A 13,440-nucleotide genomic window follows, 5' to 3' on the forward strand; every position below is an offset into this window, starting at 1 on the left:
TTAATTGTTCTTTGCTAATTGTACATTGAAAAATGTTTGCATTGTAACAAAATCTTCCACCGGGTTTTCACTATTCCAAATTCCACCCAATACTCCAACTCCTTTAAAGCCTAGTTTGTTAAATTCGGTTAAGTTTTCTGTTGTTACTCCTCCCATACCTACAATGGTTTTATAGATGTGATTGACATCAAAACCACGGCCATTGTAACCTTGTTTTGAAATAGAAGAGAAAACAGGACTTAGTAAATGATAGTCAAACTCAAACGTACAATTTTGTAATTCTTCTGGTTCATGAAAAGAAGAGCTTATGCTCTTAGTACTGAGTACTGAGTATTGAGTATTGAGGCTTTTAGCGTAGTGTTGCAAAAAAGTCTTTGTACTTTGTACTTTGTACTCTGTACTCAAAACGTCTCTACGTTTTGCTTCCTGAAAATGAATTCCTTTTAAATTGTATTCGTTTACCAACTCATGAAAATAATGTACTACAATTCTGTTGTGATATTGTTTGTCAATCTGATTTAAATACTCACAATGCTCTTGATAATTCTTGTGTGGTTTCCTGAAATGATAATATTCCAATCCTTCTTGAAATAGTTGATCTAGTATTTCAATTTCGTTAGGAATGTCGTTCTCGGGAGCTATAAGAATTATCATGTTTTTTTGTGTAAAGACTTCTCGATACTATTTTTCGTTCCTCAAAATTACTCGAATTGACGTTTGTGTTTATTTGTCACTTCGAGTTAATTTTACGATTGAAATGAGTTAAAATTAGTATCGAGAAGTTCTTGTTGTTATATTTTAGTTCTTCAAAATTACTTGAAATCATTTGAATGAGTTAGGGATTGAGGTTTTGTTTGAGCTCTTTTAAAACGGTGTTTTTCTGAAATTTGTTCTCGACTCCGCTCGAACACCTTTTTAAAAAGCGAGCACCGAAAGCCCAGCTTTAGATGGGCATCTCGACTCCGCTCGATGTCCATCTAAAGCAACTCCCGACTTATACTATAGATAAACCTCTGATCCTTTGTCTTTAAACTCTTGAGACTTTTCTTCCATTCCTTTTTTCAACACTTCGTTGTCATCAGAAATTTCATTGTCGGCAGCAAAATCACGTACTTCCTGAGAAATTTTCATAGAACAGAATTTTGGTCCACACATAGAGCAGAAATGAGCCACTTTTGCACCATCGGCAGGTAAGGTTTCATCGTGATATTCCAACGCACGTTCTGGGTCTAAACCTAAGTTAAACTGATCTTCCCAACGGAATTCAAAACGAGCCATACTTAAAGCATTGTCTCTGTGTTGCGCACCTGGGTGACCTTTGGCTAAATCGGCAGCATGAGCCGCTAATTTATAAGTTACCACTCCCACACGAACATCTTCCTTATTAGGCAATCCTAAGTGTTCTTTTGGAGTTACGTAACACAACATAGCACATCCGTACCAACCAATCATAGCAGCACCAATACCCGATGTAATGTGGTCGTAACCTGGAGCAATATCAGTAGTTAAAGGTCCTAATGTGTAAAAAGGAGCTTCGTCACAAACTTCAATTTGCTTTTCCATATTTTCTTTAATCATGTGCATTGGCACGTGACCTGGTCCTTCTATAAAACATTGTACTTCGTGCTTACGAGCAATTTGTGTTAATTCACCCAAAGTTTCCAATTCAGCAAACTGAGCTTCATCATTTGCATCGGCTACAGAACCCGGACGTAAACCATCTCCTAAAGAAAAAGCAACATCGTATTGTTTTAAAATTTCACAAATTTCTTCGAAATGTGTGTACAAGAAACTTTCTTTATGATGTGCCAAACACCATTTTGCCATGATGGATCCTCCACGAGATACAATTCCTGTAACACGATTCGCTGTCATAGGTACGTAACGTAATAAAACTCCGGCGTGAATGGTAAAATAATCTACTCCTTGTTCTGCTTGCTCAATTAAAGTATCACGGAAAATTTCCCATGTTAAGTCTTCTGCAACCCCGTTTACTTTTTCTAAAGCTTGATAAATAGGTACGGTACCTACTGGCACTGGAGAGTTACGGATAATCCACTCACGAGTTTCGTGAATGTTTTGTCCTGTAGATAAATCCATAATATTATCTGCTCCCCAACGGCAAGCCCAAACAGCTTTTTCTACTTCTTCTTCTATAGATGATGTGGTAGCAGAGTTTCCAATATTTGCATTGATTTTTACCAAGAAGTTTCTACCTAAAATCATAGGTTCTGCTTCTGGGTGGTTAATGTTTGATGGGATTACTGCACGACCTCTAGCAACTTCTTCACGAACAAATTCTGCCGTAATTTTTTCTGGAATGGCAGCTCCAAAATGTTCTCCTTTGTGTTGTTTTCTTATCTCGGTCATTTCGTCAATTCGTTGATTTTCACGAATGGCGATGTATTCCATTTCTGGAGTAATAATTCCTTGCTTAGCGTAGTGTAATTGCGTTACATTTTTTCCTTTTTTAGCACGTTTTGGTTTGTGTTTTAAATCAAAACGCATGTGGTCTAAACTTTTATCGTTTAAACGCTCGTTACAATATTTAGACGTAAAAGAGTCTAATTCTTCTACATCCCCACGATCTAAAATCCACTGTTCTCTAATTCTTTCTATTCCGTTATGTACGTTAATTTCTTTGTTAGGATCTGTATAAGGTCCAGAAGTATCGTAAACTGTAACTGGTTCGTTTGGTGTTTTCTTTTTGGTCATCGAATCTGTTGTGTCCGCCAAAGAAATTTCACGCATAGCCACTTTAATTTGTGGATGAATTTTTCCTGGTACGTAAATCTTTTTAGAATTTGGAAAAGGCTTTCTTGTAATTTGTCCTTCTTTTGGTGCAGTGTCTTTGTTTTTCATTTTTATTGTGGTGTTTGGTGGTAGGTAGAAAGTATAAAGACTTATCGTAGCTACGTATAATTGTTAATTCGTAATTGATTGATTGCTAATTGAGTTTATCCTCCCTGTGTAGCTTGTATAATTAAAACATCATCTCCCTGGTTTAGTTGATGTTGGTTCCAATTAGATTTTGAAATAATTTGTTGGTTAATGGCTACAGCAATTCCATGTTCTGGTTGAGACAATTGTTGTAACAACTGTTCTACAGAACTGTTTACTGAAATTTCTTTGGAAAGGTTGTTTACTTTTACAGTTATCATTATTTAAAATATTTTGGCGATAACCTTTGCAGAAGGACTCTGCTTAAACTTGATTAAGATAGTACGCTAAAAATTGCGTTGCTATGTTAATAACAAAAAGAGGTCTATGACCTCACTTTTCCCTACGTAAGTACTAACTTATTCAGGTTCAAAGGGTAATTCTCAGTTTTGTAGGTTTTTCAATTACAAAACACCCCTAAAGTTTATCGTAAACAAATATAGTTAAAATACTCGTAATTAGCTGTTAGTTTTACAGATAGTATACGATAAAAAAAAGACTACCTTATTAAGATAGTCTTTTGGTAAATTGTTTTTTGAATAAGTTAAAACATTATTTTTTTAGTGATAGTCTCTGATTTTGATTGAATATGGATTCTTTTTCCTATTTGGTAAGTATTAATATAATCTTTTGTTTTGTATTAGTATGTATTTATTCTGTATGTTTTACAACAAAAAACGATCACAACAGTTGTTCGTATCTTTGTAAATGTATTCTGATTTAAAAAAGTCAAGTTTTAGTTAACAATAATTTAAAACAAAAGACGTTTGTAGTTCATGTAATTAATTTATCCCATCCCACCCCTTAAGTATTTATAGTTGTTACAATTTTTTCATAGATTAAAGAATCTTAGATTTACTTATTCAAAAAAAACTCAAATACGAGATGGAGAATCAAACCAAAAATTCAAGAAGAGATTTTATTCGTAAAAGTAGCTTGGCAACCCTTGCCACTGTTTTAGGGACAGAAATTGTTTTTTCAAAAAATTTACCAAAGGGCTTAACACCTGTAATTTTAGAAGAATTACCAGAGAATCCTTTAGAATCGATAGGAAAACATGGAGAGTTAACCATATTTAATGATAGACCTTGGAATGTAGAAACTCCAGCACATTTATTAGACGATAGAATTACACCTGCTAAAAATTTATTTGTAAGAAATAATGGGGTGCCACCTTCGGAGGTAGATGTTTCTAGTTGGACTCTAGAAATTGAAGGAGAGTCTGTAAAACGAAAAGTTACGTTTACTTTAGATGAATTAAAAAAGAAATTTAAACATTACAGTTATCAATTGGTTATAGAATGTGGAGGAAATGGTCGTTCGGAATTTAGTCCTACAGCCAAAGGAAATCAATGGACTACAGGAGCAGTAGGTTGTCCTAAATGGACAGGGGTTCGTTTAAAAGACGTGTTGGAATATGTAGGAATAAAAGAGAATGCTGTTTATATTGGGTATTATGGAAAAGACACGCATTTAAATGGAGATTTAGATGAGGTTGTTATTTCTAGAGGAGTGCCAATAGCTAAAGCAATGGAAGAAGAGTCTCTAATTGCTTGGGCATTAAATGATGAAGATATACCATTAATGAATGGACATCCTTTACGAGTAGTTTTTGGAGGCTGGCCAGCATCTACATCAGGAAAATGGTTACGCAAAATTGTAGTAAGAGATAAAGTTCATGATGGTGTTAAAATGAATGGATATTCGTATAGAGTACCAAATAAACCTGTAAAACCAGGAGAGAAAGTTGCAGAAGAAGATATGCGTATCATAGAGTCTATGCCTGTAAAATCGTTGATTACCTTTCCTAAAACAGGAGCTATGTTAAAAGAGGGGAAAACCTTAGAAGTAAGAGGACATGCTTGGGCGGGCGATTTGGAAGTTTCTGAAATGGAGGTTTCTATTGATTTTGGATCAACTTGGCAAAAATGCGAATTAGAAAAACCTGTGAATAGACTGGCTTGGCAACATTGGAAAACAGAAGTGCAATTTCCTAAAAAAGGTTATTATGAAATTTGGGCAAAGGCAAAAGATAGTCATGGTGTTATGCAACCTATGGTGGTACCAGGATGGAATCCAAAAGGATATTTAAATAACGCTTGTCATAGAATTGCAGTAAAAATTATAGATTAATGTTCAAAAAAATATATTTAATAGGATGTATTGCTTTGGTATTAGGCTCTTGCAATCATAAAACAGAAACACCTAAAGGGCACAAGGCTGTAAAGTTTAAAGTGTATACGGATTCTATTTCTGGATTGATTATAGATAGAGGTTATCTTGAAGTAAAACAGACATGTACAGTTTGCCATTCTAGTAAATTGGTAATTCAGAATAGAGCTACAAGAGATGGATGGTTAGAGATGATTCGTTGGATGCAAAAAAAACATAAATTATGGGATTTGGGAGAAAATGAAGATTTAATTTTGGATTATTTGGCCAGAAACTATCCTCCAGTCGATAAAGGTAGAAGACCTGCTCTTGAAGGTATTGAATGGTACGAGTTAAAAAAGGATTGATTTTTGAAACAAGGTATCAAATTAAAGAAGCCTAATAATTAGATTTTAGTTGCTGCTTGTGGAGGAATTTTTTAAGTTTTTAAGAATGAAAAAATAATAAAAATAGAAGCTAGTTTTTAATAGATAATAATACTTTTACAAACAATTTTAAAAAGTAAAAATAGTGGATTTAGCATCGGTAATTGGTGTGTTAGGAGGAATTACGTCAAGCAGTATGTTCTTTCCTCAGGTTTGGAAATCATTCCAGCAAAAAGACACAAGTAGTTTGTCTTGGAGTGGTTTGTGGGTTGGATTGCTAAACGGTTTTTTTTGGTTAACGTATGGTATATTAAAAGATGATCCGATTATTTATGTAACCAATAGTTTTTTTACTTTAGGAGCTTTGTTGTTGCTGTTGTTAAAGGTTAGGTATAAATAAAAATTAGCTTTTATTAGCCAATTGTCCACAAGCAGCATCAATATCTTTACCTCTAGAGCGACGAACGTTTACTACAATTCCGTTTTTTTCTAAAGAGTACACATAATCATCTGTAGCTTTTGTGCTAGCTTGTTGGTATTCTCCATCATCAATAGGATTGTATTCTATTAAATTCACTTTACACGGAACATAAGAACAGAATTTTACCAATGCGTTAATATCTTCTTGTTTATCGTTAATGTCTTTCCAAACTACATATTCGTAGGTAATTCTGCTTTGTGTTTTTGCATACCAATATTCTAAAGATTCACGTAAGTCTGTTAACGGAAAGTTTTTAGAAAAAGGCATGATTTTATTACGAGTTTCCTCAATAGCTGAATGTAGAGAAACAGCTAAATTGAATTTTACATCATCATCAGCCAATTTTTTAATCATTTTAGGCAATCCAGAAGTAGAAACAGTGATTCGTTTAGGAGACATCCCCAAACCTTCATCACTTGTAATCATTTCTATAGATTTCATTACATTGTTGTAGTTCATTAAGGGTTCTCCCATTCCCATATACACAATGTTAGATAATTTGTGTTTGTGAGTTTTGATACTTTCTTGATTGATAGCTGCTACTTGATCAAAAATTTCATCAGCATTTAGGTTACGCATACGTTTTAAACGAGCCGTAGCGCAAAATTCACAATCTAAACTACAGCCTACTTGGCTAGAAACACAAGCAGTGGTTCTGTCGCTAGTAGGGATTAATACAGATTCTACAATTAAACCATCGTGTAGTTTTACCGCATTTTTAACCGTACCGTCTTTACTGCGTTGCATGTTGTCTACCTCAATATGGTTGATGGTGAAATTGGTGTCTAACATATCTCTAGTTTGTTTAGATAGGTTAGTCATGTCCTCAAAAGTATGAGCAGATTTGGACCATAACCATTCGTAAACTTGGTTACCTCTAAAAGCTTTGTCTCCGTTTTCAACGAAAAAATCTCTTAATTGATCTTTAGTAAGGGCTCTAATATCTTTTTTAGACATAATGATTTTGTAAAATTCTGTTAGGCAAAGGTACGTAACTATAATAAAAGAAAAATCCCGAAGTGTAAAACTTCGGGATTCTTGGAATATATTTTAACGATTGATTAGATAATCAACATTGCATCTCCGTATGTGCTAAATTTATATCCTTCTTTAATAGCTTCGTTGTACGCTTTCATTAAAAAATCGTAACCAGCAAATGCTGCTACTTGCATCATTAAGGTTGATTTAGAAGGGTGGAAGTTGGTAATCATAGAGTTGGCAATACTAAAATCATAAGGAGGGAAAATAAATTTATTTGTCCAACCATCATAAGGGTTTAATCTACCGTTAGAAGATACTGTAGATTCTATAGCTCTCATAACTGTAGTTCCAACAGCACAAACTCTACGTTTATTGTCAATAGCATTGTTAACAATTTCACAAGTGTCTTCTGATACATTCATTTGTTCAGAATCCATTTTGTGTTTAGATAAATCTTCTACTTCTACAGGATTAAAAGTACCTAAACCAATGTGTAATGTCAATTCAGCAAAATCTACTCCTTTAATTTCCAAACGCTTCATTAAATGTTTAGAAAAGTGTAAACCTGCAGTAGGGGCTGCAACAGCACCTTCTTCTTTGGCATAAATAGTTTGGAAACGTTCTTCGTCTTCTGGTTCAACTTCTCTGTTAATGTGTTTTGGAATAGGAGTTTCTCCTAGGTCTTCTAGTTTTTGTCTAAATTCTTCATAAGAACCATCATATAAAAAACGTAAAGTACGACCTCTAGAGGTTGTATTGTCTATTACTTCTGCTACCAAAGAGTCGTCATCTCCAAAAAATAATTTGTTTCCAATTCTAATTTTACGAGCAGGATCTACCAATACATCCCATAAACGGTTTTCAGCATTTAATTCACGTAACAAAAAAACTTCTATTCTAGCACCTGTTTTTTCTTTGTTACCATACATACGAGCAGGGAAAACTTTTGTATTGTTTAAAATCATTAAATCACCATCGTCAAAATAGTTGATTAAGTCTTTAAACTGTTTGTGTTCTATGGTTTGCTCTTGTCTGTTTAAGACCATTAAGCGAGATTCATCTCTGTATTCAGCAGGATGTTGTGCTATCAATTCATCAGGTAAATCAAAGTGAAATGCAGATAACTTCATGTATATGTTGTTTTTAGATAGAATGCAAATATACAATCTGAGAATAGGGGTTGTCAAGCATATTGACGTTTATTTTTGTTTTGACTAGTCATCATTATTAAATACAGGGTACTGAGAGTGAGTGTTTATGTGTAGTAGCGGTGTTTTGTAACCTATAAAAAATGCTCAAAAATTTAATTTATTTTTGAGCATTTTTTTAAAAATTGGTACTGATTACTCAATACTTACAGCCTTTTAAGTTACTGAAATCTTTCATAATCGTCCCAAAAACTAGGATATGATTTAGAAACCACTCCTGCATCGTCTATATTAATATTGGTTTTTAATAATAGAGGAGCAAAAGCCATGGCCATTCTGTGGTCGTTATAAGTAGCAATGTGTACATCGCTATTTATAGTGTTATTAAAGGTTTTTACGGTTAAGGTTTCGTCTGAGGTTTCTATAGTAGCTCCTAGTTTTGTTAATTCATTGTCTAAGGCTACAATTCTATCGGTTTCTTTAATTTTTAGAGTATGTAAGCCCGTCATATGACATTCTACTCCCAAACCAAAAGCGGTAACAGCTATGGTTTGTGCAATGTCTGGAGCTTTTACCAAATCAAATTCTACTCTTTTAGGAAGTGTAAAGTTTGGTGTTTTTTGCAAAGTGATGGTGTGGTTGTTAAACGTTGTAGTTACTCCAAATTCTTTGTAAATTTCTTGCAGCACAGAATCTCCTTGTAAGCTGTTTTGTTTGTATGATGAAATTTCTAAAGTTCCGTTTTTGGTTAAAGCCACAAATCCATAGGCATAAGAAGCAGAACTCCAGTCTGATTCTACGGTAAACTCTATGTTTTTAATTTCTTGTGTAGGAGCAACGGTTATAAATTGACCTTCAAATTCTGTGATTACTCCTAAATCATTCAATAAACTTAATGTCATTTGAATGTATGGAATAGAAGTAATTTTCCCTTCAAATTCAATAGTCAATCCATTAGGAAGTGTAGGAGCAATTAATAATAAAGAAGAAATGTATTGACTACTTACGCTACCATCAATCTTAACTTTGTTGTCGGTTAAAGTAGTTCCTGTAATTTTTAAAGGAGGATAACCATCGTTTTTAACATATTCAATATTAGCACCCAAAGAACGCAAAGCATCTACCAAAATTTTAATAGGACGTTCTTGCATTCTAGCAGATCCTGTTAAAATAATTTCTGAGTTAGGTTTTACAGCAAAATAGCTGGTTAAAAAACGCATGGTGGTTCCAGCATGCCCTATATTTATTTCTTTTTCTGATGAATTTAATGCGTTTAACATTAAGTTGGTATCGTCAGAATTAGATAAGTTGCTAATTTCTATACTTGGGTACAACGCTTGTAAAATTAACAAACGATTACTTTCACTTTTAGACCCGGTAATTTGAAAAGTGTCGTTTACTGGTCCGTTGTATTGTTTTAGGAATTTAGTTCCTATATCTGCATGTGCCATTTTATAAAGTGTTTTTAGCTTTTCTTTTGGTTAAAAAAGCCATTACAAATCCATATGCTGTAATTACAGCTAGTCTAATACCAATAAAAGTAATCCAAGTTCCATCTTGAAAACTTTGGGAGATTGCATTTAGATTACCGTTTTTAAATAATTCTGCTGCGGTAAGTACTATAATTAAAATAAACCCAAAAGAAATCATGAATCTAATCGCTAATTTCCAAATGGGAGTGTTTGCAACTTGTTGTATTTTTTGATTGGCCATTATTTTAATTTTTGATTGTTGTGATGACGATCGTGATCACGTTTTGTTTTTAAGTCTAATTTAGCATCAAAAGCAGCTTGTAGATCTACTCCTGTTTGGTTTGCCAAGCATAATAAAACAAATAATACATCAGACAATTCCTCTCCTAAATCTTTGTTTTTGTCGCTTTCTTTTTCTGATTGTTCTCCGTATCTACGAGCAATAATTCTGGCTACTTCTCCAACCTCTTCAGTTAATTGAGCCATGTTGGTTAATTCGTTAAAATAACGAACACCGTGTTCTTTAATCCACTTGTCTACGTCAAGCTGTGCATTTTTAATATCCATGTTGCTATGTTTATTCTTTGGTTGTGCTCTTTTGAGTTAAAAACGGCTCAAAGATAAGGGTTTGCTTTACAAGTAAAAAGATTAAAGTAGTAAAGTAAAAGTTTATTTTTTTTCTAAAATAGCTAAAAATTCTTGTCTCGGAATTTCATAAGCTCCTAAGCTTTCTAAGTGGCTATTGTGAACTTGACAATCTAATAGTTTGTATTTGTTTTCGGATAAATGATTGCACAACCAAGCAAAAGCAATTTTTGAAGCATTGCTTACTTTGCTAAACATACTTTCTCCGCAAAAAACGTGACCTTGATCAATACCATATAAACCACCTACCAATTGGTTGTTTAACCAAACTTCTACAGATTTTGCGTATCCTAATTCGTGTAGCCTAATGTAGGCTTGCTGCATGTCATTGGTAATCCAGGTTCCTAAGCCATCATTTCTATTAATGGTTTTACAATGATAAATTACCTCTTTAAAGTTTTGGTTAAAAGTAACTGTAAAAGTATTTTTTTTAATGATTTGCTTTAAACTCTTAGAGGGTTTATAATGTCTTGGGGCTATAACCATTCGCCAAGCGGGGCTATACCAAATAATGGGTTCGCCATCACAATACCATGGAAAAATACCTTGTTGGTAAGCTGCAAGCAAACGCTTTGTAGATAAATCTCCGCCAATGGCAAGAATATCATCTTCATTTGCTAAACTAGGATGAGGAAATTGTACAGAGTTTTGATCTAATAAATACATAGGGTAAATTTCTGTGAAATTTAATGCAAAAACGCTTCCAATAAAATTGAAAGCGCTTTAAATATTTTAAGATAACTTTTTTAATTAAAAAGGTAAATCGTCTGGTTCTTCGTTTTGTGCTATAGAAGTTGTTTCAAAAGTAGCAGGTGCTTCTCCTCCTTGTGCAGCGGGTGCAGCAGCTTCAATTCTCCAACCTGTAATAGAGTTAAAGTATTTAGCAACACCTTCTGGATTGATCCATTCACGACCTCTTAAGTTGATAGAAATAGTAACGTCTTGTCCAACTTTATATGCATCTAAAATATCTACCTTGTCTTGTACAAATTCTATCAATAACATTTGAGGGTATTGTTCATCGGTTGTTAATACCAATTCTCTTTTTCTAAATCCGCTAGCTCCAAATGTTTGCGTGTCGTTAATTAATTTAATTTTTCCTGATACTTGCATGTTCTTCATTTATTTATTGAATATCAAAAATAATTAGATTGTTAAGAAACTAGAATAGAAACTGTTTAAACTTATTAACAAATCTACTTTATTGTTGATAACACTTTGTTGACGATTGTGTTAGGTTGAATGGTGTTCATTACATGTTCGTAACCTACAATTGTTTTGTTTCCGTATACCGATGTAGGTAGTAACGGAAATTTTGTTCTATCTGCAACCAAACAATTTTCACTTTGTTTAAAAGGAGCAAATCCTGCATACGGATGCGTAGCTCCCCAAATAGTAATAGTAGGCACACCAAATAAAGCCGAAAAATGTCCGTTTCCGCTATCCATACTTATCATAACAGACAAGTTGCTTATAATGGTAAGTTCTTCTTTTAGTTGTACTTGTCCAGCAATGCAAAAAGTGTTGTTATATTGGTTGCTAATTTTTGTCAAAGCTTCTGTTTCTGATGATCCGCCTCCAAACAATAAAATTTTGTAATTTTTAGAAAGTTCCTCAATTACCTTTTTCATTAAGTCTAGGGGGTATTTTTTTCCTTGGTGGGCAGCAAAAGGAGCAATTCCAATAATTTTTTCATCGGTTTGATAATTGAATAGAGTTTTTAAAGAATTGGTTAATGTTTCTTTTTCTTTAAACGATGGAGTTTCTAAATTTATTGAAAAACCTAAGAAAGAAAACACATCTGCATAACGTTGATGTGTACTTTTTAAAGGCTTAAAAACTTTATTCTTTAGTGCTGTTAGTGCTTTTTTTTCGGATCTTCCTTTGTTGATAAACGCAGTAGGAGTACCGTCAATTTTAAAAAGAGTTCTTAATAGTTTAGAGCGTAAAACGTTGTGTAAATCAGCAACGGCATCAACCTTTAATTTTTTTAATTCTTTGTAAAGTTTATATATACCTATGGTTCCTTTGTGTTTTCCTGTAGTGTCGGCTGCATAAAAAGTTACATTTTCAATACCATCAAAAAGTGGTTTTAAAAAAGCTTTAGAAACCATGGTAATTTTTACGTTTGGATGCTGAGCTAGTAAGGTTTTTATAACAGGAACTGTCATGGCAACATCGCCCATGGCAGACATACGAATAACTAAAAGGTGCTTTTTGTTTTGCATACCACGAATTTAGTTATTTTCTGTAGATGTTTAAGTTCGTCTATCTTAAATTTCTTAGCATCTTTGTGGTAGAATTTAAAAGAATGAGTAAAAGAAATCTAGCCTTGTTGGCTGTTTTTAGTACAGCAATTTTTTATGGAATAAACTACACGTTGGTAAAAAAAGTAATGCCAGAACATATGTCTTCCTATGCTTTGGTGTGGGTTCGTATTTTTGCGGCTACTCTTTTGTTTTGGATTACTTCTTTTTTTGTAAAATCATCACCTTTAGAAAAAAAAGATTTTTTACCAGTTGCTTTGTTGTCTATTATAGCTGTTGTTATTAATATTTTGTCGTTTTTTAAGGGCTTAAGTTTAACAACTCCTATAAATGGAGCGGTTATTATGGTAACTACTCCTATTTTAGTATTTGTGTTTTCTTTGTTTATTTTAAAAGAAAAGTTAAACTGGAAAAGAGCTTTAGGAATTGTTATAGGTTTGTTGGGGGCTTATTGTTTAACAACATCTGGAGCACAAAAAACGGTAAATGCAGTAAATATTCCTTTAGGCAACTTGTTGGTGTTTGTAAATGCATCTGGCTATGCCTTGTATTTAATTTTAGCCAAAAAAATGATTGCAAAATATCATCCTATTGTTTTTGTAAAATGGCTGTATACTTTTGGCTTGTTGTTTATGACTCCATTCGTATTTCATGAAGTTTTAAAAGTAAAATGGCATCAAATTCCTGTAAATGTTTATTGGCTTGTTGCTTACGTTGTTGTTTTTGCTACTTATTTTAATTTTCTGTTTAACCTTTATGGGTTAAAACAATTAAAGCCAACTACGGTTAGTGCTTTTATTTATACACAGCCTGTAATTGCTAGTTTGTTTGCATTGTCTGTAGGTGCTGATGAATTGTCTATAGCAAAAGTATTGAGTTCTTTGGCTGTTTTTTTAGGGGTTTATTTGGTTAGTTTGCAACCAAAAGAAGCGCAAAACAAACTTAGAGAGTAGCAGTAAGGCTATCCGC

Annotated in this window: 15 protein-coding genes and 1 riboswitch; of the genes, 4 read left to right on the forward strand and 11 right to left on the reverse strand. The window is 33.4% G+C overall.

Annotation, left to right across the window (positions count from 1 at the left end; genetic code table 11):
- From ACY2IJ_RS10945 to thiS, 3 genes are all read right to left on the reverse strand, one after another.
- Positions 1-654, reverse strand: a complete 654-nt coding sequence (locus ACY2IJ_RS10945; RefSeq protein WP_476724407.1) for a thiamine phosphate synthase — start codon at positions 652-654, stop codon at positions 1-3.
- Positions 655-999: 345 nt separating this feature from the next.
- Complete coding sequence (gene thiC, locus ACY2IJ_RS10950; RefSeq protein ID WP_476724408.1) at positions 1,000-2,862, reverse strand: phosphomethylpyrimidine synthase ThiC; 1,863 nt, start codon at positions 2,860-2,862, stop codon at positions 1,000-1,002.
- A gap of 95 nt (positions 2,863-2,957) precedes the next feature.
- Entirely contained in the window at positions 2,958-3,161 is a 204-nt protein-coding gene (gene thiS / locus ACY2IJ_RS10955; protein WP_476724409.1) for a sulfur carrier protein ThiS, read from the reverse strand.
- Between the two features lie 102 nt (positions 3,162-3,263).
- Positions 3,264-3,369: riboswitch (TPP riboswitch) on the reverse strand.
- 456 nt (positions 3,370-3,825) lie between these two features.
- Between thiS and ACY2IJ_RS10960 the strand changes: the two genes are divergently transcribed.
- The 3 genes from ACY2IJ_RS10960 to ACY2IJ_RS10970 all read left to right on the forward strand — a co-directional run bounded on the left by ACY2IJ_RS10960 (position 3,826) and on the right by ACY2IJ_RS10970 (position 5,877).
- The gene (locus ACY2IJ_RS10960; RefSeq protein WP_476724410.1) at positions 3,826-5,073 is read left to right on the forward strand and encodes a sulfite oxidase; all 1,248 of its coding nucleotides are present in this window, start codon (positions 3,826-3,828) and stop codon (positions 5,071-5,073) included.
- Entirely contained in the window at positions 5,073-5,459 is a 387-nt protein-coding gene (locus ACY2IJ_RS10965) for a hypothetical protein (protein WP_476724411.1), read from the forward strand. The genes ACY2IJ_RS10960 and ACY2IJ_RS10965 overlap by 1 nt, the downstream gene beginning before the upstream one ends.
- Positions 5,460-5,622: 163 nt before the next feature.
- Positions 5,623-5,877, forward strand: coding sequence for a SemiSWEET family sugar transporter (locus ACY2IJ_RS10970; protein WP_476724412.1), 255 nt, complete (start codon positions 5,623-5,625; stop codon positions 5,875-5,877).
- Between the two features lie 3 nt (positions 5,878-5,880).
- Here the strand turns inward: ACY2IJ_RS10970 and rlmN are convergent, their stop codons facing one another.
- From rlmN to ACY2IJ_RS11010, 8 genes are all read right to left on the reverse strand, one after another.
- A complete protein-coding gene (gene rlmN / locus ACY2IJ_RS10975) occupies positions 5,881-6,921 on the reverse strand; it encodes a dual-specificity RNA methyltransferase RlmN (protein ID WP_476726557.1) in 1,041 nt (346 codons plus the stop codon).
- A 98-nt stretch (positions 6,922-7,019) separates the two neighbouring features.
- On the reverse strand, positions 7,020-8,069 hold the full coding sequence (gene queA, locus ACY2IJ_RS10980) for a tRNA preQ1(34) S-adenosylmethionine ribosyltransferase-isomerase QueA (protein WP_476724413.1): 1,050 nt from the start codon (positions 8,067-8,069) through the stop codon (positions 7,020-7,022).
- A gap of 239 nt (positions 8,070-8,308) precedes the next feature.
- Entirely contained in the window at positions 8,309-9,538 is a 1,230-nt protein-coding gene (locus ACY2IJ_RS10985; RefSeq protein WP_476724414.1) for a 3-phosphoshikimate 1-carboxyvinyltransferase, read from the reverse strand.
- 1 nt (position 9,539) lies between these two features.
- Positions 9,540-9,800, reverse strand: a complete 261-nt coding sequence (locus ACY2IJ_RS10990; protein ID WP_476724415.1) for a hypothetical protein — start codon at positions 9,798-9,800, stop codon at positions 9,540-9,542.
- The gene (locus ACY2IJ_RS10995) at positions 9,800-10,126 is read right to left on the reverse strand and encodes a nucleotide pyrophosphohydrolase (protein WP_476724416.1); all 327 of its coding nucleotides are present in this window, start codon (positions 10,124-10,126) and stop codon (positions 9,800-9,802) included. Before ACY2IJ_RS10995 ends, ACY2IJ_RS10990 begins: the two co-directional genes overlap by 1 nt.
- Before the next feature lie 102 nt (positions 10,127-10,228).
- Positions 10,229-10,870: a leucyl/phenylalanyl-tRNA--protein transferase gene (gene aat / locus ACY2IJ_RS11000; RefSeq protein ID WP_476724417.1), complete on the reverse strand. Its 642-nt coding sequence runs from the start codon at positions 10,868-10,870 to the stop codon at positions 10,229-10,231.
- Positions 10,871-10,954: 84 nt separating this feature from the next.
- Positions 10,955-11,317: a DUF3127 domain-containing protein gene (locus ACY2IJ_RS11005; RefSeq protein WP_476724418.1), complete on the reverse strand. Its 363-nt coding sequence runs from the start codon at positions 11,315-11,317 to the stop codon at positions 10,955-10,957.
- Between the two features lie 83 nt (positions 11,318-11,400).
- Positions 11,401-12,432 carry a glycosyltransferase family 9 protein gene (locus tag ACY2IJ_RS11010; protein ID WP_476724419.1) on the reverse strand — a complete coding sequence of 344 codons (1,032 nt, stop codon included), beginning with the start codon at positions 12,430-12,432 and terminating at the stop codon, positions 11,401-11,403.
- 83 nt (positions 12,433-12,515) lie between these two features.
- Between ACY2IJ_RS11010 and ACY2IJ_RS11015 the strand changes: the two genes are divergently transcribed.
- The gene (locus ACY2IJ_RS11015) at positions 12,516-13,424 is read left to right on the forward strand and encodes a DMT family transporter (protein WP_476724420.1); all 909 of its coding nucleotides are present in this window, start codon (positions 12,516-12,518) and stop codon (positions 13,422-13,424) included.
- Positions 13,425-13,440 lie beyond the last annotated feature (16 nt).

The organism is Wenyingzhuangia gracilariae, from assembly GCF_056387575.1.